This window comes from Pseudomonas sp. NFACC16-2 (genome assembly GCF_900119205.1).
Taxonomy (GTDB): domain Bacteria; phylum Pseudomonadota; class Gammaproteobacteria; order Pseudomonadales; family Pseudomonadaceae; genus Aquipseudomonas; species Aquipseudomonas fluorescens_Q.
In genome coordinates this window covers 1-18,030 of record NZ_FPIX01000014.1, presented here as the reverse complement: position 1 = coordinate 18,030, position 18,030 = coordinate 1, and the positions used below count along the sequence as shown (strand labels likewise).

Sequence of the window (18,030 nt, the reverse complement as noted above, 5' to 3'; positions counted from 1 at the left end):
AGTATCTACCCGATTGCCCTGCACTGCGCCGCTAAGGCATCAACTACGCAGTTGCTCACGGACACTCGTCACGACGTTGGTCACCCGGCCGTAGAAGGGCTCCAGCCGCTCACGTGGCGCATCGTGCTCCACCACCAGGGCGGCGACCTCCTCACAAGAAACCACCTGATAATGAGCAACGCTGGACAGCTTTTCATTGGTCACCGCGGTAATCACTTGCCCACTTGCCGCCACCACTGCGCGCTTGAACTCTGCGTCCTCCAGGCCGAATGCTGTGACCCCATTGTCGGGATCGATGGCGCAGGCCCCCAGAAAACACACGTCGTAACTGAACTGGCGCAACTGCTCCACCGCCGTCAGCCCGATCACACCACCGGCGATTGGATTCAAGCGCCCCCCCAGGAGGATGACTTCGGCACGGGGCAATTTCATCAACTGCACCGCAATCAATGGCGAATTGGTGGAGAGGGTCAACTGAAGGCTTGGATCGATGGCACCCGCAATCGCCAGGTTCGTCGACCCGGCATCGATGAACACGTGCTGGCCCGCGCGCAGCAATGCAGCGGCCGCTTGGCCGAGGCTGCCCTTGCGTGCCGGGTCTTTACGCACGCGAACATCCAGCGACCCTTCGACAGCCGGCACAAGTATCGCGCCGCCATAAACGCGCTTGCATAACCCCGCCGCGGCCAATACCCCCAGGTCACGCCGGATTGAGTGTTCGGACACATTGAATTCGCTGGCCAGGTCAGCAGCGATCACCCGGCCATACCGGGCGAGACGCTGGCTGATCAATTGCTGGCGTTCACCGGGGAACGCTTCGTGGGGAGAGTTCATGAGATACAACCTGCATAAACGAGCACTAATGATCATTAACGAGCAGATAGTGCCGATTATACAGCGAAGCGTCAAACCCGCTCATTCCAGTGAGCGCCTGCACGATCAATTGCTCAAGCGCTCCCTGGGACATTCGTGCCCATGCCCAATGGCAGGAAGGGTCGAATTTCTTCGATCTCCTCGGCGCTGAGGCGCAGCTGCGAGCCGGCAATCAGCCCATCGACCTGCCCGCGGCAACGGGCTCCGACGATGGCACCGGTCACCACCGGCTTGCGCAGCACCCAGGCGATGGCGACTGCCGCCGCACTGACCCCGTGCCGTTCGCCGATACCGGCCAAAACCTCGACCAGCGCCAGGTTCGCGCTCAAACGAGGCTCCTGGAAGTCCGCGCTTCGCGCCTTGCGCCAATCGTCTTCGGGCAGTTGGGCGATGCGTTGGCGCGTCATGCTGCCGGAAAGCAGCCCCGATTGAAGGGTGGAATAGGCCAAGACCCCCATTTGCGCCTGCTCGCAAAATGGCAGGACGTCTTCCTCGATGTCCCGCATCAAGGCGGAATATGGCGGCTGAAGTGAAACGATCTCGGTCACCGCCCGGGCCCGCTTGAGTTGCGCGACATCGAAATTGGAGACGCCGATAGCGCGAATTTTCCCCTGTTCGCGGGCGGTGGCCAACGCCGAAAGCGCCTGCTCGAGCCCTTCACTGCTGCCGTCGGCAGGAAAGGCCGGCCAGTGAATCTGATAAAGGTCGAGGGTTTCGACTTGCAGTCGGCGCAAGCTTGCCTCGACCTCGGCGAGCAGCGATCGAGGCGCCAGCGAATGTGAGATTGCCTTGGTGACCGGGTCCCAGACCAGACTGCCCTTGGTGAACACGAATGGACGCTGCGAAGCTGGCAACCGACGCAACAACTGCCCGACCAACTGCTCGGCATGGCCCAAACCATAAACAGCCGCCGTATCGATCCAGTTCACGCCGCATTCAACGGCATATTCAAGGGCACCCAGGCTGTCCTCGTCGTCCTGCGCACCCCAGCTGTATTCCCAGCCGGTGCCAGCAATGGCCCAGGTTCCCAGGCCAATGGGCGAAATCAGGAAGTCCGATGATCCAAGACGATTCTTTTGCATAGCGAGTTCTCCACAGATGATGTGGGCAGTATCCGTGAGGGATCTCATGACGATAAGATGGGTAATCGTATTTGAACTACTGAACCGTATTCATGAGTCAGCACCCCGATCTTTCCGAACTGGATGCCTTTGCCGCCGTCGCGCGCCATCGCAGCTTTCGCAAGGCCGCCGACGAGCGTGGCGTTTCGGCCTCGGCATTGAGCCACGCCATGCGAGCCCTGGAAGCACGCCTGGGTGTGAGGCTGCTCAACCGCACCACTCGCAGCGTTACCCCGACCGAGGCCGGCCATCAGCTATTGGCAACGCTGGCCCCTACCCTGCAGCAGGTTACCGATGCCTTGGCCCAATTGACCTCGCTGCAGGACGTGCCCGCGGGCAAGCTTCGCCTCAACGTGGCGCGTCCGGCGGCGCGTGCGGTATTTGCAAACGTGCTCGCGCCGTTCGTGGCCAGGTATCCTCGCATTCAACTGGACCTGGTCACTGATGACGGCTTGACCGATATTGTCAACGGCGGTTTTGACGCCGGCGTGCGCTTTGGCGAAAGCCTGGCCGGCGACATGATCGCCGTCCCTGTCGGCCCGCCTCAATCGTTCGTGACCGTAGCCGCGCCAACCTACCTGGCCACGAAAGGAATCGCCCAGGCTCCACGGGACTTGCTCGACCACGCCTGCATCGCCCGGCGTTTTCCCAGCGGCAAACTCTACGCTTGGGAGTATCAGGCAGAGGGGCAACCGATCCGGTTGTCCGTCACCGGCCCGCTCATTCTTGAAGACGATGCGCTGATGATCCAGGCAGCGAAAGATGGCGCCGGGATTGCCTACGTCTACGAGGAGCTGGCACGCGACGACCTTCGCAATGGGCATCTCACGGAACTACTTGCGCAATGGAAAGCGCCGCCTAGCCGGTTTTTTCTCTATTACCCCAGCCGACGCCATGTGCCACCGGCCCTGAAAGCGCTCATCGAGTTCATCCGGGCGGATGATTGGCTAACCTGAGGCAACAGCGGCAGAAGTTTCCCGCGTACCGCTGTTTGCACAGTCTGGATTGGACTCGTTCGTCGCTAAGTGCTGAGGCGGGCGTTCAGTATCTGATTAACTCAGCCCATGCGATGTTGCACTCGCGCAATTGTTGAGCTGCGCCCTTAGCCATTCAGCAGGCGGCCGCCGTCAAGGACGATTTCAGAGCCGACCGTCCAGCGCGACTCGTCGGATGCCAGATACAGCACCGCCTTGGCCACCTCGTCGGAGGTGCCGAAGCGCCCAAGCGGAATGGTTGCCGCGATCTCTTTGTCAAGCTGCTCGCGATAGGCTTCCGCAATACCGAGCTTGTCGTAAAGCGGTGTCTCGACGGGCCCAGGGCTCACTGCGTTGACACGAATGCCACGGCCCAGCAATTCGGTCGAGAGCGTCTTCGACATGTTCAGCAATGCGGCCTTCGTTGCGGCATACACGGACGAGCGATCTGCGCCCGCATGCGCGCTTACGGAAGTAGTCAACACGACGGAAGCAGGATTTGCGAAGACCGGCAACAGCGCCTGCATCAGGAAGTACGGCCCTTTGACGTTGATGTCGAAAGAGCGGTCGAACATCTCTTCCGTCCATTGCTCAATGGGCAGCCAGACGGATACGCCGGCATTGAGGAAGGCAACGTCGAGTTGGCCGTAGTGTTCCTTGATGACTTGGGCCAGCTCCTTTTGTGCCGCAACGCTGGCCGAGTCGGCGCGCAGCACCGGCACTTCCGGGCCCAATTCGGCCTGGGCCTTTGCAATCGAATCGGGGTTGACGCCCGTTACGATTACGCGAGCCCCTTCCGCCAGGAACTGCTTTGCCGTTTCCAGCCCGATGCCACTGGTGCCGCCAGTGATGAGCGTACGTTTACCCTGCAAGCGCGACATTTGAATTCTCCGGTGAATGACCACTGCGGTCGACATGGAGAAATATGCGCTCATGCCTCGTATAGGATAAGACCACCTATTCGCATATGATTCATGCAAATCAGGCATGAATCGAGGTGGAGAAGTGGACCGATTTCTTTTGATGACATGCTTCGCGCGTGCTGTAGAAACCGGGAGCTTTTCGGCGGCAGGGCGCGATCTAGGGTTGGGACAACCCAATGTAAGCCGCTATGTAGCGGCTCTGGAGGATCATTTGCAGACGCGCTTGCTCCACCGGTCTACGCGCAAGCTCTCCTTGACGCCGGAGGGCGAACGCTACTATGTGGACATCCGGCGCATCCTGGATGCGGTGGATGAATCCGAATCGTCCTTCAGGAACAACGTCGAGCCATCGGGACTCTTGCGGGTAGCCTGTCCGACAGCGCTCGCACACGCGTTTGTGCTGCCGCATGTGCCGGCCTTTTTGGAGCGCTACCCTCAATTGAACCTGGATCTGCAACTCAACGATCGATACGTAGACCTGGTCAATGAAGGCACCGAACTCGCCATTCGCATAGGACACCTGGAGGACAGTGCCCTGCGCGCCCGGCCTCTTGGGTGGTACGACCGGGTCTTCGTCGCCAGCAAGGACTACTTGGCCAAACGTGGAGTACCGCAGACCCCGGATGATCTACGCGACCACGATTGCATCATCTACACCTTGCTGTCGTCCGGGGCGACCTGGCGATTCCGGGACGCGGACATTCCGATTAGCGGCAGGCTCAGGGTCAACTCGCCCGACGCTGTGAGCGCGGCGGTCGCCGCAGGCCTGGGCGTGGCGCATGGACCTGCATGGCTGTTCGAGGGCGGGCTGGACAGCGGGAAATTACAGTTCATTCTCACCCACCATGCGGCTCCCCCTGTCCCCGTGCAGATGGTTTACGTCGCCAATAGACTGCTCCCCACGCGGGCTATCGTGTTCATGGATTTTATGGCTAACGTGTTTTCAAGGATTCCAGCCTTGAACGGCGGCTCCCCTTTGCCGACGTGATAAGACAAACGTGCCCCCTAATGCTCTTGCCGATCGCCGCGCGAGTGCGCGATGCCGATCACGGCGGATGCGCTGACCAGGCCGAAATACCGGGCTGGAGTCATCGTCAAACAAAAAAAGCCCCGCGACCGAGGACGGTGCGGGGCAAGGGAATTGGTTGGTTGCGGCCAACCAAAGGAGCACAGTGAAAAACGTTTACGGCCGGTCAGATGCATTCCTGTGCGGCGCGTTCGAAACTCGAAGGCAGGAGGTTGGAGGCCAGCAAATGTCGCTCGTAGATGAAGACCTTGCCGCCGCTGCCGGCCTTATAGGCTTCCAGCACGTTGTCCGCCGAGACTTTGCTCGGCACCACGATGCGGTAGCTGCGCTGGGTCTGCGAGACCATCGGGTTCAAGGCACTGCCCTGCAATTTCGGTACGACGCATTCAGCGTACTGGGCCGGCGTCTTGCTGGTTTGCAAGGTCAGGGTCGGATCGTTCGGCGCCGAGGCACAACCGGCCAGCAACAACGGGGAAAACGCCAGGGGAAGCAAAAATAAAGGGCGCATGGGTGGGGTCCTGAAAATAAAAATAATGGGCTGCGTGTTCGATGGCGCTGATTTTCCAATGATTGCCGGCAAAGCAGAACTTGCATTTCGTAATGGTCACTATTACTCCTAGCAATAGTTGCAAGCCGAGAAAGACTGATGAGGTATAGCCATGAGAACGTTTGATCTGATTCGCGACGCGGTATTGCCCGACTTCCGTGAGCGGGTGGCTGATTACCTGATCCAGTACGAAAGCGTGCTACTGAGCAGCACCGAACCCGACCCGGAGCTCAAGCGCGCCACGGCCAATCAACTGCGCGGTTACTTGCGCGGGTTGAACACCACTCGGGTACTGGGCATGGCGGATTGGGAGGAGCTGGATCGGCGGGTGGTGAATATGTGGCTTTAGCGCCCGGCCAGTGACAGGCCGGACTTTCAGGAATGGGTTCGATTCATTGTGGCGAGGGAGCTTGCTCCCGCTGGGCTGCGCAGCAGTCCTCTTGCTGCCGTGGCCCAACGCAGGCTTGCGCCCGGTCCACCAGCCGTTGCACCCACGCGGCATCCTGATCATTGACCACCCCATAGCGGTTCGGCGGTAGAAAGTTCCAGTGATGAGCGGCCTCCTCCAGGCGCTTGAGCTCATCGGCAGACAGCCAGTACGGCGTCTCTACCAATGGCATCGGCGCACCGTCGAAACGTCGGCCCAACTGCAGGTTCGTGCCGGGGGCGAAAGCAATCGCCAGTTGCTGGCGCGGTTGCAGGAGCTTGTTCGGTGCGGGCATCTGCCCTACCCGTCCGTAGCTGAAGTCGCCCGAAAACTGCTCCTTGAGCACCAGCCAGAGCCCCGCCGCGGTCCGGGCCAGGACCCATTGCGACACACCGCTGTCTTGCACGTAGTTCAGCTTGCCGCCAGTCCATTGCATGAGGGTGTTGCAGTCCGGGTCATAGGCATTGGACCACAGGCTGATGCCGCGGATGAGGGTGTGGTGTTCGAGCTCGACCAACCCTTGATCGGGCATCGATTGCCAATACCGCTTGGTTGGGTCGTGCTTATCGCGCAAGTAGTTATGCAGGCCCCAGGCAGCCATGAACAGCAAGGTGACGAGCACAAGCCAGCCAAGGGAATCTCCGGCGATCCGGTCAAGGTCGACGCCTGGGGCGGATAACCCTTGATAGACCAGCAGCCCCAGCGAAAACGCGATGCCCGGCAACACCGGGCCCAGGCACAACGGCGGCACCAGCACCATGATCCAGCTGAAGCGATGCAGGGTCGCGCGCTCCCGCGCCCAGGCCAGCTCCTGCTCCAGCATCGGCACCCGCTCCCGTGGGCCAATGCCAGGGTCGGGGGTCTGGAAGCGCATGTACAGGGTGTAGGTGTCATCGCTCATGGATCGGATCATGCCCTTGAAGTCATCATGGTCGAGCAACCCTTCGGGGCGCCCCTTGACGCTGGAACACGCGTATTATCCGGGTAACCAGGCGCCATGTAGACACCCATTCATGCCCATCTCCCAAACTCGCCCCTCTCCCGCGCCCTTGCTCGAGCCAGGCGAGACAGTGGTCCTGTTCGACGGCGTTTGTAAACTGTGCAATGGCTGGGCGAAGTTCCTGATCCGCCATGACCACGCCCGCCGCGTGCGGTTGGCCTCCGTACAGGCGCCAGAAGGACAAGCCTTGCTTGCCTGGGCGGGCCTGCCCCTGCATCAATTCGACACCATGGCCGTGGTTCGCGATCAGCATTACTGGGTGCGTTCGGATGCGATTTTTGAAGTCGTAGCCCTATTGCCCTGGGCCTGGCGCCCGGTGAAACTGCTGCGCTACGTCCCCCGCAGGCTGCGGGACTGGGTCTACGATCGCATTGCCCTGAATCGATACCAACTGTTTGGCAAATACGACATTTGCCTTTTGCCGAGCGCGGATCATGAACGGCGTTTTTTGAAGATTCCCACACCTGGGACCTACCCGGCGGAACGGATCGATATTTAGCCCAGCGGGAGCAAGCTCCCTCGCCACAAGAGCGGTTCGGCAGTGGATCAGTTCGTCAGGAGCAGAGCTGTTTTTTTTGTGGCGAGGGGATTTATCCCCGCTGGGCTGCGCAGCAGACCCTAAGGCATCCACTCAATCAACCTGACGCACCGGTATGTCAGGTTTCGGGGCCGCTCCGCGCCCCAGCGGGAGCAAGCTCCCTCGCCACGAGAGCGGTTCGGCAGTGGGTCAGCTCGTCAGGAGCAGAGCTGTTTTTTTGTGGCGAGGGGATTTATCCCCGCTGGGCTGCGCAGCAGACCCTAAGGCATCCACTCCATCAACCTGACGCACCGGTATGTCAGGTTTCGGGGCCGCTCCGCGCCCCAGCGGGAGCAAGCTCCCTCGCCACAAGAGCGGTTCGGTAGTGGGTCAGTGAGTTGCTGCATTGGCCCCCTGCTGATACTCCCGAGGCGTGCAGCCGAACTCGCGGCGAAACACGGTGTGCAGGTACTGCGCCGATTTGAAGCCGCAATTCTGGGCGATGTCGGCAATCGGCGAGTGGGTGTTTTCCAGGCCATTGGCGGCGGCGGCGAGTTTGAAGCGCAGGATCTCGTCGTGCACGCTGCATCCCCGCTCCTTGCGGAAGTGCGATTCCAGTGAGGAGCGCGATACGCCCACATAGGCCGCCACCTGGGCCGTCTTGATGCCCTGGCAGGCGTATTGGCGGATGAAGAGCAGTGCCTGCATGACATAAGGGTTGCCCAACGGCTGATGCAGACTCGACACCTGCACATTGATCGCATCCGGCGGTATCAGAATCTGTGTGCCCGTGGACGGCATGCCGTGCAGCATTTGATGAAGCAGGCGTGCGGCGGTGCGGCCCATGGTTTCGGTGCCCTGGATCACCGAGCTCAGCGGCACCCGCGTCAGGCTGCGGGTCAGCGGGTCGTTGTCGATGCCGATCAACGCCACTTCCTCCGGCACGGCGATTCCGGCGGTCAGACAGGCTTGCAGCAGTTGCCGGGCGCGGGCGTCGCTGACGGCGATGATGCCGATGGGTTTGGGCAGGCTTTGCAGCCAGGCGATCTGCTGTTCGACGGCGCTGTCCCACAGCGGTGCGCTGGTGCCCATGCCGCGATAGACCTCGGCGTGCAGGCCATCGCGCTGCACCAGCCGGCGAAAGGCTTTTTCCCGTTCCTGGGCCCAGCGATTGGCTTGTGCTTCAGGCAGGCTGAAACAGGCAAAACGCGTCAGCCCGGCCTCGATCAGGTGCTCGTAGGCCAACCTCATCAACGCGCCATTGTCGGTGGCGACATAGGGGATACCCTTCGGGTAGGCGCGTTCATCCTGATAGGAACCGCCCACCGCCACCACCGGCAGCTTGATCCCGGCCAGCGCCTCGCCGATCAGCGGGTCGTCGAAGTCGGCAATGATCCCGTCGCCCTGCCAGCGCTCGATGCCTTTCAAGCGACAGAGGAAATCCTCCTCGAGGAACAAGTCCCAGGACGCGCGGGTGCTGCTCAGGTAGTTGCCGATGCCACTGATGATGCCGCGGTCGTAGATCTTGCTGCCGTTGAACAACAGTGCAATGCGGTGAACGGGCGGGACGGTTTTCATTGATTTAACCCTGGGCCGATGCACACAGACTAGGCGCGCCAGCGATGAACCTCAATACTCAAAATCGAACGCCCTGTTGGTGATTTTCATAATCAGCAGCCTCGGGGCCGGCGTTAGTATCGAGACACCGCCAAGAATAAAAAAGGAACTCGCCCATGTCGTACTTCCCCGCTGTCGACAAGATTCGCTACGAAGGCGCCGCCAGCGACTCGCCGCTTGCCTTCCGTCACTACGACGCCAACAAACTGGTGCTCGGTAAACCCATGCGCGAGCACCTGCGCATGGCGGTCTGCTACTGGCATACCTTCGTCTGGCCGGGGTCGGATGTGTTCGGTGCCGGTACCTTCAAGCGCCCGTGGCAGCACGCTGGGGATCCCATGGAAATGGCCATCGGCAAGGCCGAAGCGGCCTTCGAGTTCTTCTCCAAGCTGGGCATCGACTACTACTGCTTCCACGACACCGATGTCGCCCCGGAAGGCACTTCGCTCAAAGAGTACCGCGAACACTTCGCCCAGATGGTCGACCACCTGGAGCGCCATCAGGAACAAACCGGGATCAAGCTGCTGTGGGGCACCGCCAATTGCTTCAGCAACCCACGTTTTGCCGCAGGTGCCGCCAGCAACCCGGACCCGGAAGTCTTCGCCTGCGCCGCCGCCCAGGTGTTCAGCGCCATGAACGCGACCCAACGCCTGAAGGGCTCCAATTACGTGCTGTGGGGCGGTCGAGAAGGTTACGAAACCCTGCTCAATACCGACTTGAAACGCGAGCGCGAGCAACTGGGCCGTTTCATGCGCATGGTGGTCGAGCACAAGCACAAGATCGGCTTCAAGGGCGACCTGCTGATCGAGCCCAAGCCCCAGGAACCGACCAAGCACCAGTACGATTACGACAGCGCCACGGTGTTCGGCTTCCTGCAACAGTTCGGCCTGGAAAACGAGATCAAGGTCAACATCGAAGCCAACCACGCGACCCTGGCCGGGCACAGTTTCCATCACGAGATCGCCACAGCCGTCTCCTTGGGCATTTTCGGCAGCATCGACGCCAACCGTGGCGATCCGCAGAACGGCTGGGACACCGACCAGTTCCCCAACAGCGTCGAGGAAATGACCCTGGCCACCTATGAAATCCTCAAGGCCGGGGGCTTCGGCAATGGCGGGTTCAACTTCGATTCCAAGGTCCGGCGTCAGAGCCTGGACGAGATCGACCTGTTCCACGGCCACGTCGCCGCCATGGACGTCCTCGCCCTCGCCCTGGAACGCGCGGCGGCGATGGTGCAGAACGATCAGTTGCAACTGTTCAAGGACCAGCGCTATGCCGGCTGGCGGCAACCGTTTGGCAAAGCGGTACTGGCCGGTGATTTCAGCCTTGAGTCACTGGCCGAGCATGCCTTCGCCAACGAGCTGAATCCCCAAGCCGTCAGCGGTCGCCAGGAGATGCTCGAGAACGTAGTCAATCGCTTTATCTACCCCTGACAAATGTGGCGAGGGGATTTATCCCCGCTGGGCTGCGAAGCAGCCCCCCGGAAGAACGAACTGATTTGTCTGCCCCACCAAAGAGGCCGTTACATTCGCGCGACAAATCTGTGCCCACGGCGCCCTGCAACGCTCTACAGTTCTACCCGGTATCACGCTCATCGTCAGGCAGTGTCTTTCAAACAACAATAAAAGGACGCACCACCATGAAAACATTCAAACGCACGTTACTCGCTGGCGCCCTCGCCCTGCTCTCGCTGCCGGTCATGGCCGATGCGGCCCATCCGAAAATCGGTTTTTCCATCGATGACCTGCGCCTGGAACGCTGGTCGCGGGACCGTGACTACTTCGTCGCAGCGGCGGAAAAACTCGACGCCAAGGTCTTCGTCCAATCGGCGGATGCCAACGAGCAGAAGCAGATCTCGCAGATCGAAAACCTGATCTCCCGTGGCGTCGATGTGATCGTCATCGTGCCGTTCAACGCCACCGTGCTGACCAACGCCGTCGCCGAAGCCAAGAAGGCCGGGATCAAGGTCGTGTCCTACGACCGACTGATCCTCAACGCCGACATCGACGCCTACATTTCCTTCGATAACGAAAAGGTCGGCGAGATGCAGGCCAGCGGCGTGCTCAAGGCCGCGCCGAAGGGCAATTACTTCTTGCTCGGTGGCGCGCCCACGGACAACAACGCCAAGGTCCTGCGCGAAGGCCAGATGAAAGTGCTGCAACCGGCCATCGACAAGGGGGATATCAAGATCGTCGGCCAGCAGTGGGTGAAGGAATGGAACCCCACCGAAGCCTTGAGCATCGTGGAAAACGCCCTGACCCGGAACAACAACAAGATCGATGGCATCGTCGCCTCCAACGACGCCACCGCCGGCGGTGCGATCCAGGCCCTGGCCGCCCAGCAAATGGCCGGCAAGGTGCCGATCTCGGGCCAGGACGCCGACCTCGCAGCGGTCAAGCGCGTGATCGATGGCACCCAGACCATGACCGTCTACAAGCCGCTAAAGCTGATCGCCTCCGAAGCCGCCAAGCTCTCGGTGCAACTGGCGCGTAGCGAGAAGCCGACCTTCAGCTCGCAATACGACAACGGCAGCAAGAAAGTCGACACCATCCTGCTCACCCCCACACCGTTGACCAAGGACAACATCGACCTGCTGGAAAAGGACGGGTTCTACACCAAGGCGCAGATCGCCGGGCAGTGACCCGGGGCTTGGTTAAACACAGTTCCTGTGGGAGCGAGCTTGCTCGCGATGGCGGCAGCCCATCCAATGTGGGTGCAAGCTGAAACACCGCTATCGCGAGCAAGCTCGCTCCCACAGAGGGCTGGCTGACACCAGGAAATACTTGCCCCCTGCGTATGTGTGAGCCCTTTTCCACGAGCCTTCGCCATGTCCGACTACCTGCTGCAAATGAACGGCATCGTCAAAACCTTTGGCGGTGTCAAAGCCCTGAACGGCATCGACATCAAGGTCAGGCCAGGTGAGTGTGTCGGCCTGTGCGGTGAGAACGGCGCCGGCAAATCCACGCTGATGAAGGTGCTGTCGGCGGTCTATCCCTACGGCACCTGGGACGGTGAAATCCTTTGGGACGGCCAGCCGCTCAAGGCGCAGTCCATCAGCGAAACCGAAGCCGCCGGGATCGTCATCATTCACCAGGAGCTGACCCTGGTCCCCGACCTGTCGGTGGCGGAAAACATCTTCATGGGCCACGAACTCACGCTGCCCGGCGGGCGCATGAACTACCCGGCGATGATCCACCGCGCCGAAGCCCTGATGCGTGAACTCAAAGTGCCGGACATGAATGTCTCGCTGCCGGTTTCGCAGTACGGCGGTGGCTACCAGCAGTTGGTGGAAATCGCCAAGGCGCTGAACAAACAGGCGCGGCTGTTGATCCTCGATGAGCCCTCCTCGGCCCTGACCCGTTCGGAAATCGAGGTGCTGCTGGACATCATCCGCGACCTCAAGACCAAGGGCGTTGCCTGCGTGTACATCTCCCACAAGCTCGATGAAGTGGCCGCCGTGTGCGACACCATCTCGGTAATCCGCGATGGCAAACACATCGCCACCACCGCGATGGCGGACATGAGCATCCCGAAGATCATCACCCAGATGGTCGGACGGGAAATGAGCAACCTTTACCCCACCGAACCTCATGAGATCGGCGAGGTGATTTTCGAAGCGCGCCACGTCACCTGCTACGACGTCGACAACCCCAGGCGCAAACGGGTCGACGACATTTCATTCGTTCTCAAGCGTGGGGAAATCCTCGGCATCGCCGGGCTGGTCGGCGCCGGCCGCACGGAACTGGTGTCCGCGCTGTTCGGCGCCTACCCCGGCCGCTACGAAGGTGAAGTCTGGCTGGGCGGCCAACAAATCGACACGCGCACGCCGCTCAAGTCGATCCGTGCCGGCCTGTGCATGGTCCCCGAAGACCGCAAGCGCCAAGGCATCATCCCGGACCTGGGCGTGGGCCAGAACATCACCCTGGCCGTGCTGAGCAACTATTCGAAACTGACCCGCATCGACGCCGAAGCCGAACTGGGCAGCATCGACAAGGAAATCTCGCGCATGCACCTCAAGACCGCTAGCCCGTTCCTGCCGATCACCAGCCTCTCCGGCGGCAACCAGCAAAAAGCCGTGTTGGCGAAAATGCTCCTGACCAAACCCCGCGTGCTGATTCTCGATGAACCCACCCGCGGTGTGGACGTCGGCGCCAAATATGAGATCTACAAGCTGATGGGCGCCCTGGCGGCCGAAGGCGTGTCGATCATCATGGTCTCCTCGGAGCTGGCCGAGGTGCTGGGGGTTTCCGACCGCGTCCTGGTGATCGGCGAAGGCCAGTTGCGCGGCGACTTCATCAACCACGAACTGACCCAGGAGCAGGTGCTCGCCGCCGCGCTCAGCCATCCCGATGGCCATAACAATAATGATCGGAAGTCCGCGTAGATGAATCAGGTCAAACAGCTGTTTTCCCGCTACAAAATGCTCGCGCTGGTGATCGCCGTGGCGCTGATCTGGCTGTTTTTCAGCTGGCAGACCGAGGGTGGGTTCGTGACCCCGCGCAACCTCTCCAACCTGCTGCGGCAGATGTCCATCACCGGGATCCTGGCCTGCGGCATGGTGCTGGTGATCATCAGCGGCGAGATCGATTTGTCGGTGGGTTCATTGCTTGGGCTGCTCGGTGGCCTGGCGGCGATTCTCGACGTGGTCTACCACATTCCGCTGCTGGCGAACCTGAGTTTGGTGGCCCTGTGCGGCTTGTTGATTGGCCTGGGCAACGGCTACATGACTGCCTACCTGCGTATCCCGTCGTTCATCGTCGGGCTGGGTGGCATGCTCGCGTTTCGCGGCGTTCTGCTGGGAGTAACTGGCGGCACCACCATTGCCCCGGTGTCACCGGGGCTGGTCTACGTTGGGCAGGGTTACTTGCCGCACACGGTCGGGACCGGGCTCGGCATCCTGCTGTTCGCCCTGACGCTGTTCCTGACTTGGAAACAGCGGCGCAACCGTGCCCTCCATGGCCTGGCGGCCCACTCACTGGTGCGTGACGTATTGCGCGTGGTGGTGATCGGCGCGGTGTTGGCGGGGTTCGTCTATACCCTCAACAGCTACGACGGCATCCCGGTGCCGGTGCTGCTCCTACTGATCCTGCTGGGCGTATTCAGCTACGTCACCAGCCAGACCGTGTTCGGTCGACGCGTCTACTCAGTGGGCAGCAACATGGAAGCCACGCGCCTGTCCGGCATCAACGTACAGGCCGTGAAGCTGTGGATCTTCGGCATCATGGGCGTGATGTGCGCCCTCGCCGGCGTGGTCAACACCGCACGCCTGGCCGCTGGCTCACCTTCGGCGGGCAACATGGGCGAACTCGATGCCATCGCCGCCTGCTTCATCGGTGGCACCTCCATGCGCGGCGGCTCCGGCACGGTCTACGGTGCTCTCCTCGGCGCGCTGGTGATCACCAGCCTGGACAACGGCATGTCCATGCTCGACGTCGACAGCTACTGGCAGATGATCGTCAAGGGCAGCATTCTGGTGTTGGCGGTTTGGGTGGATGTGAGTACGCGCACGGGGCGGCGTTGAGGTGTACTCGTCACTTGCTGGCAGACGCTATCAGCGCGCCGAATCCCAGGAAGGTGATGCCCGACAGTTTGCCGACGATCCTGGCGCCCTGGCTTGAAGAGAGCCAGCCCCTGGCGCCATTGGCCATGAGCGCATAACCGGAATGCACCAGTACGACAAGCAAGCTATAGGACAACACCAGCAAGAAGAACTGGCTGTAATAGTGATCCCACGGCTTGATGAACTGAGGGAACACGGCGAGGAAGAAAAACCCGGCCTTGGGGTTGAGCAACTGGATCGACAGCGCCTCGCCAAATCGCCGCCAAGGGCGCGTGGACGTGACCGTGAGCTCGGGCACGAAGCGTTGGCTGCGCCACATCTTGATGCCCAGGTACAACAAGTACAGCGCGCCGATGTATTTCAAAAGCGTGAAGGCCGTCGCCGAGGCGGCCAGGATCAACCCCAAGCTGCTGGCGCAGATACCCGCCACGATAAACGCGCCCGACGCGATCCCGAAGATGCCCGGCAACGCACCGCGCCAGCCATGGCGCAAGGCATTCGAAATCGTCAGCACCACGCCTGGACCCGGGCTGAGCACCGTCAGGGTCGCCAGGATCAGAAAAAGCCCGTAACCGGCCATGCATCACTCCACATTGAAGGCGAATTGCTGTGGCCTTCAGGGTGGCGTGGCACCGGGATGCTGACAAACGCTTTAATTGCGACTCATATGTGACTAAATTAGACACATGATCGCCAACCTCCCCCCGTTGAACGCCGTCCGCGCCTTCGCCGCCGCCGCTCGCCACCAGAGCTTCAGCCGCGCCGCCGAAGAACTGCACGTGAGCCACAGTGCCGTCAGCCGCCACGTAAAGTTGCTCGAAGAGCGCTTGGGCGTGCTGCTGTTCGAGCGTCGAACCCGACAGTCTTTGCTCACGCCTGAGGGGAAGGCGTTTTACGAACAGGTCAGCGAGGCGCTGACACAGATCGCCAACGCCGCTGCCGCCCTGACCCGCCGTGCATCCCAGCGCAAAGTCATCATCAACGTGCGCCCGTCCTTCGCCGTGCGCTGGTTGATCCCTCGGCTACCGGATTTCGTGGCGCTGCATCCGGACATCAAGCCCGAAGTGGTCACCAGCACCAGACCACCGGACCCGTCACGAGAACCCTTTGACGTAGTCATCCGCCGTGGACGCGCCGGATGGTCGCCCCATGTACAGCCCACGGTGCTGCTGGAAGACGACCTGCTGCTGGTCGCCGCACCGTCGTTGCTGCAAAGCGTGCCATTGGAAAGCATGCACGACCTGGCCCGGCACACCTTGTTGTCGGGCAGGACCCGCAGCAGCGATTGGCAAGACTGGGCGGAACACGCAGGGATCGAGCCATTGAACAACCTGCCGACCCTGCAATTCGATCACATGCACCTCGTGCTGCAGGCCGCCGTCGATGGGCTGGGCGTGGCGTTGTGTCCGGCTTCGCTATTGGGCAAGGATCTATCCAACGGGCGCCTGACCTGTCCGCTGCCGTCATTGCGCCTGCCGTTGTCCCGTTACTATTACGGTGTGTCTCGGGATGCCGCGGTTGACGCGCAGTTATTTGTTGATTGGCTGTTTTCTCAGATCCGGCAGCCGGCCACCGCTCAACCGAAGGCGTAATCATGCTCATCGAACCTTTCTCCATCGACATTCCCGACAGCGCCCTTGAAGACCTTCGGCACCGCCTGCTGAACGCAAGGCTGCCAGAGCCCTTGGCCGAGCAAGGCTGGAGCGAAGGCATGGACATGGATGTGCTACGAGAACTTCTCGCACATTGGTCGACCGCGTTCGATTGGCGTGCCCAGGAAGCCGCGCTGAATCGCCTGCCGCAGTTTGTCACTCACATCGACGGGCAAAGGGTCCATTTTATTCATCAACGTGGCACCGGCCCGAAGCCGATGCCGCTCATCCTCACCCACGGCTGGCCCGGCTCGTTCATTGAGATGCAGCGCATCATCCCATTGCTGACGGACCCGGCCCGCCATGGCGGCGATCCTGCGGACGCCTTCGATGTGGTGGTGCCGTCGCTGCCCGGCTACACCTTCTCCGCACCGTTCCAGCAATCCGGCAGAGGGCCTTACGAGGTCGCCGGTTTATGGGGTGAGTTGATGACGGGGCTAGGCTATGACCGATTTGGCGCCCAGGGTGGGGATATTGGCGCAGGCGTTTCGACGTGGCTGGGCGTGCGTTTTCCAGAGCGGGTGACCGGCATTCACCTCAATTACATTCCCGGTTCCTACCGCCCTCCCCTTGGCGAAACCGAGCCTGCGCAGACAACAGCAGAAACCGCCTTCCTGCAACGTGCCGGGGCATTTGCCGATGCCGAAGGCGCCTACGCACACCTCCAAAGAACCAAGCCGCAAAGCCTGGCCGTGGGTCTGAATGATTCACCGGCGGGACTGTTGGCGTGGATGGGCGAAAAGATCCTGTCCTGGTGCGATAGCCGCCCCGCCATCGATCGAGAATGGCTGCTGACCAATGTCACGCTGTACTGGCTGACGAACTGCATCGGCTCGTCGTTTCGCCAGTATGTGGAAGGTGGCAAGCGGCCGTTGCTGTTCAACCCCGGTGAACGGCTGAAACCGCCGGTTGGGGTTGCGCTGTTTCCCAAGGAACTGCCTATGCCGCCGAGGAGCTGGGTGGAGCGTTGCTGCGACGTGCAGCGTTGGACCATCATGCCCCGCGGTGGTCACTTTGCCGCGTTGGAGCAGCCGGAGTTGTTGGCGGGGGATATCAGGGCGTTTTTCCGGCCATTGCGTCAGGTGTGACGGCCCGAACTGGCCGTCCTAAAATCTCGTAGGAATTTACCTCCCGTGGCGAGAGAGCATGCTCCCGCTGGGTTGCGAAGCAGCCCCAAATCGGCCACCGCGTTTTGCCAGACAGACCGCAGGCACCGGTTTTACGGCGGCTGCGCCACCGAGCGGGAGCAAGCTCCCTCGCCACAGGGGCAGCCTGCGTCCTACAGGTCGGTTGTTGCGGCTGGAATCGACTTCTACCGACTTCTATAGTTGGGGTCGTCGCTGGCTTTGGCCGGTGATTGGGTTTCGCAGCCCAACAGATACGGTAGCAACCAAGCATCATAAAAGTAACAATGAGCGCCTTTGGCGTTCGACGTCATTTTATGGTGGCTGTGTGTGGGAGATCTTCGGGTCTGCCGGGTTCCTTCGTATCCTCGGGGGGTGTACTGAATTTTGTGTAAACGGGGTTGCTGTTAATCCTGCAAAAGCCTGTCTTCGAACTGGATGCTGAACCTGTTTAGAGCCCCCGCCCAGTCCCTGATTGGCATCGTCCACTTCTTGCTGATGTTATTCAGCGCCAGATAAAAGAGCTTCATTACCGCATCATCGGTCGGGAATGAGGCCCTGCTTTTGGTGACCTTGCGCAGACTCATGTTGATCGACTCGATGGCGTTGGTGGTGTAAATCACCCTCCGGATCTCCGGTGGATAATCGAACAGAGGGATGACTCTCGC

18 protein-coding genes are annotated in these 18,030 nt (G+C 61.0%); 10 read left to right on the top strand and 8 right to left on the bottom strand.

Annotated features, from left to right (window positions below; translation table 11 throughout):
- Positions 1-39 precede the first annotated feature (39 nt).
- Positions 40-834 (bottom strand): DeoR/GlpR family DNA-binding transcription regulator, encoded by a 795-nt coding sequence (locus BT116_RS13995; RefSeq protein ID WP_072344651.1) that lies wholly within the window; start codon positions 832-834, stop codon positions 40-42.
- 113 nt (positions 835-947) lie between these two features.
- On the bottom strand, positions 948-1,955 hold the full coding sequence (locus BT116_RS13990) for an aldo/keto reductase (RefSeq protein ID WP_072344648.1): 1,008 nt from the start codon (positions 1,953-1,955) through the stop codon (positions 948-950).
- 92 nt (positions 1,956-2,047) lie between these two features.
- On the opposite strand from BT116_RS13990, the gene BT116_RS13985 reads away from it, so the two are divergent.
- Positions 2,048-2,950: a LysR family transcriptional regulator gene (locus tag BT116_RS13985; protein WP_072344644.1), complete on the top strand. Its 903-nt coding sequence runs from the start codon at positions 2,048-2,050 to the stop codon at positions 2,948-2,950.
- Positions 2,951-3,096: 146 nt separating this feature from the next.
- Here BT116_RS13985 and BT116_RS13980 read toward each other — a convergent pair whose 3' ends face one another.
- Positions 3,097-3,849, bottom strand: a complete 753-nt coding sequence (locus tag BT116_RS13980; RefSeq protein ID WP_072344641.1) for an SDR family oxidoreductase — start codon at positions 3,847-3,849, stop codon at positions 3,097-3,099.
- A 124-nt stretch (positions 3,850-3,973) separates the two neighbouring features.
- Here BT116_RS13980 and BT116_RS13975 point away from each other — a divergent pair, with 124 nt between their 5' ends.
- The gene (locus BT116_RS13975) at positions 3,974-4,879 is read left to right on the top strand and encodes a LysR family transcriptional regulator (protein ID WP_072344638.1); all 906 of its coding nucleotides are present in this window, start codon (positions 3,974-3,976) and stop codon (positions 4,877-4,879) included.
- Positions 4,880-5,084: 205 nt separating this feature from the next.
- On the opposite strand, the gene BT116_RS13970 is transcribed toward BT116_RS13975, so the two are convergent.
- Entirely contained in the window at positions 5,085-5,426 is a 342-nt protein-coding gene (locus BT116_RS13970; RefSeq protein ID WP_072344635.1) for a YajG family lipoprotein, read from the bottom strand.
- Between the two features lie 151 nt (positions 5,427-5,577).
- On the opposite strand from BT116_RS13970, the gene BT116_RS13965 reads away from it, so the two are divergent.
- A complete protein-coding gene (locus tag BT116_RS13965; RefSeq protein WP_072344632.1) occupies positions 5,578-5,814 on the top strand; it encodes a hypothetical protein in 237 nt (78 codons plus the stop codon).
- Between the two features lie 43 nt (positions 5,815-5,857).
- On the opposite strand, the gene BT116_RS13960 is transcribed toward BT116_RS13965, so the two are convergent.
- Entirely contained in the window at positions 5,858-6,793 is a 936-nt protein-coding gene (locus BT116_RS13960) for a hypothetical protein (protein WP_072344629.1), read from the bottom strand.
- A gap of 112 nt (positions 6,794-6,905) precedes the next feature.
- Here BT116_RS13960 and BT116_RS13955 point away from each other — a divergent pair, with 112 nt between their 5' ends.
- The gene (locus BT116_RS13955; RefSeq protein ID WP_072344626.1) at positions 6,906-7,391 is read left to right on the top strand and encodes a thiol-disulfide oxidoreductase DCC family protein; all 486 of its coding nucleotides are present in this window, start codon (positions 6,906-6,908) and stop codon (positions 7,389-7,391) included.
- 408 nt (positions 7,392-7,799) lie between these two features.
- On the opposite strand, the gene BT116_RS13950 is transcribed toward BT116_RS13955, so the two are convergent.
- Entirely contained in the window at positions 7,800-8,987 is a 1,188-nt protein-coding gene (locus tag BT116_RS13950; RefSeq protein ID WP_072344623.1) for a XylR family transcriptional regulator, read from the bottom strand.
- A 155-nt stretch (positions 8,988-9,142) separates the two neighbouring features.
- Between BT116_RS13950 and xylA the strand changes: the two genes are divergently transcribed.
- From xylA to BT116_RS13930, 4 genes are all read left to right on the top strand, one after another.
- A complete protein-coding gene (gene xylA / locus BT116_RS13945; RefSeq protein WP_072344620.1) occupies positions 9,143-10,459 on the top strand; it encodes a xylose isomerase in 1,317 nt (438 codons plus the stop codon).
- Positions 10,460-10,665: 206 nt separating this feature from the next.
- Complete coding sequence (gene xylF, locus BT116_RS13940; protein WP_072344617.1) at positions 10,666-11,667, top strand: D-xylose ABC transporter substrate-binding protein; 1,002 nt, start codon at positions 10,666-10,668, stop codon at positions 11,665-11,667.
- Positions 11,668-11,853: 186 nt separating this feature from the next.
- Positions 11,854-13,410, top strand: coding sequence for a D-xylose ABC transporter ATP-binding protein (gene xylG, locus BT116_RS13935; RefSeq protein WP_072344614.1), 1,557 nt, complete (start codon positions 11,854-11,856; stop codon positions 13,408-13,410).
- Entirely contained in the window at positions 13,411-14,547 is a 1,137-nt protein-coding gene (locus BT116_RS13930; protein WP_072344611.1) for a sugar ABC transporter permease, read from the top strand.
- Between the two features lie 10 nt (positions 14,548-14,557).
- Here BT116_RS13930 and BT116_RS13925 read toward each other — a convergent pair whose 3' ends face one another.
- On the bottom strand, positions 14,558-15,166 hold the full coding sequence (locus tag BT116_RS13925; protein WP_072344607.1) for a LysE family translocator: 609 nt from the start codon (positions 15,164-15,166) through the stop codon (positions 14,558-14,560).
- 106 nt (positions 15,167-15,272) lie between these two features.
- Here BT116_RS13925 and gcvA point away from each other — a divergent pair, with 106 nt between their 5' ends.
- Positions 15,273-16,178 (top strand): transcriptional regulator GcvA, encoded by a 906-nt coding sequence (gene gcvA, locus BT116_RS13920; RefSeq protein ID WP_072344604.1) that lies wholly within the window; start codon positions 15,273-15,275, stop codon positions 16,176-16,178.
- 2 nt (positions 16,179-16,180) lie between these two features.
- Positions 16,181-17,326 carry an epoxide hydrolase family protein gene (locus BT116_RS13915; protein WP_072344601.1) on the top strand — a complete coding sequence of 382 codons (1,146 nt, stop codon included), beginning with the start codon at positions 16,181-16,183 and terminating at the stop codon, positions 17,324-17,326.
- A gap of 443 nt (positions 17,327-17,769) precedes the next feature.
- Here the strand turns inward: BT116_RS13915 and BT116_RS13910 are convergent.
- The coding region (locus tag BT116_RS13910) for a transposase (protein WP_139271883.1) at positions 17,770-18,030 on the bottom strand (261 nt) is incomplete at its 5' end.

Excerpts from the sequence above, each read along its gene's own strand:
- BT116_RS13915 (WP_072344601.1), top strand. The coding sequence starts at position 16,181 with ATGCTCATCGAACCTTTCTCCATCGACATTCCCGACAGCGCCCTTGAA.
- BT116_RS13985 (WP_072344644.1), top strand. The coding sequence starts at position 2,048 with ATGAGTCAGCACCCCGATCTTTCCGAACTGGATGCCTTTGCCGCCGTC.
- xylA (WP_072344620.1), top strand. The coding sequence starts at position 9,143 with ATGTCGTACTTCCCCGCTGTCGACAAGATTCGCTACGAAGGCGCCGCC.
- BT116_RS13980 (WP_072344641.1), bottom strand. The coding sequence starts at position 3,849 with ATGTCGCGCTTGCAGGGTAAACGTACGCTCATCACTGGCGGCACCAGT.
- BT116_RS13960 (WP_072344629.1), bottom strand. The coding sequence starts at position 6,793 with ATGAGCGATGACACCTACACCCTGTACATGCGCTTCCAGACCCCCGAC.
- BT116_RS13965 (WP_072344632.1), top strand. The coding sequence starts at position 5,578 with ATGAGAACGTTTGATCTGATTCGCGACGCGGTATTGCCCGACTTCCGT.
- BT116_RS13995 (WP_072344651.1), bottom strand. The coding sequence starts at position 834 with ATGAACTCTCCCCACGAAGCGTTCCCCGGTGAACGCCAGCAATTGATC.
- BT116_RS13990 (WP_072344648.1), bottom strand. The coding sequence starts at position 1,955 with ATGCAAAAGAATCGTCTTGGATCATCGGACTTCCTGATTTCGCCCATT.
- BT116_RS13925 (WP_072344607.1), bottom strand. The coding sequence starts at position 15,166 with ATGGCCGGTTACGGGCTTTTTCTGATCCTGGCGACCCTGACGGTGCTC.
- BT116_RS13955 (WP_072344626.1), top strand. The coding sequence starts at position 6,906 with ATGCCCATCTCCCAAACTCGCCCCTCTCCCGCGCCCTTGCTCGAGCCA.
- BT116_RS13930 (WP_072344611.1), top strand. The coding sequence starts at position 13,411 with ATGAATCAGGTCAAACAGCTGTTTTCCCGCTACAAAATGCTCGCGCTG.
- BT116_RS13950 (WP_072344623.1), bottom strand. The coding sequence starts at position 8,987 with ATGAAAACCGTCCCGCCCGTTCACCGCATTGCACTGTTGTTCAACGGC.
- BT116_RS13970 (WP_072344635.1), bottom strand. The coding sequence starts at position 5,426 with ATGCGCCCTTTATTTTTGCTTCCCCTGGCGTTTTCCCCGTTGTTGCTG.
- gcvA (WP_072344604.1), top strand. The coding sequence starts at position 15,273 with ATGATCGCCAACCTCCCCCCGTTGAACGCCGTCCGCGCCTTCGCCGCC.
- xylG (WP_072344614.1), top strand. The coding sequence starts at position 11,854 with ATGTCCGACTACCTGCTGCAAATGAACGGCATCGTCAAAACCTTTGGC.
- xylF (WP_072344617.1), top strand. The coding sequence starts at position 10,666 with ATGAAAACATTCAAACGCACGTTACTCGCTGGCGCCCTCGCCCTGCTC.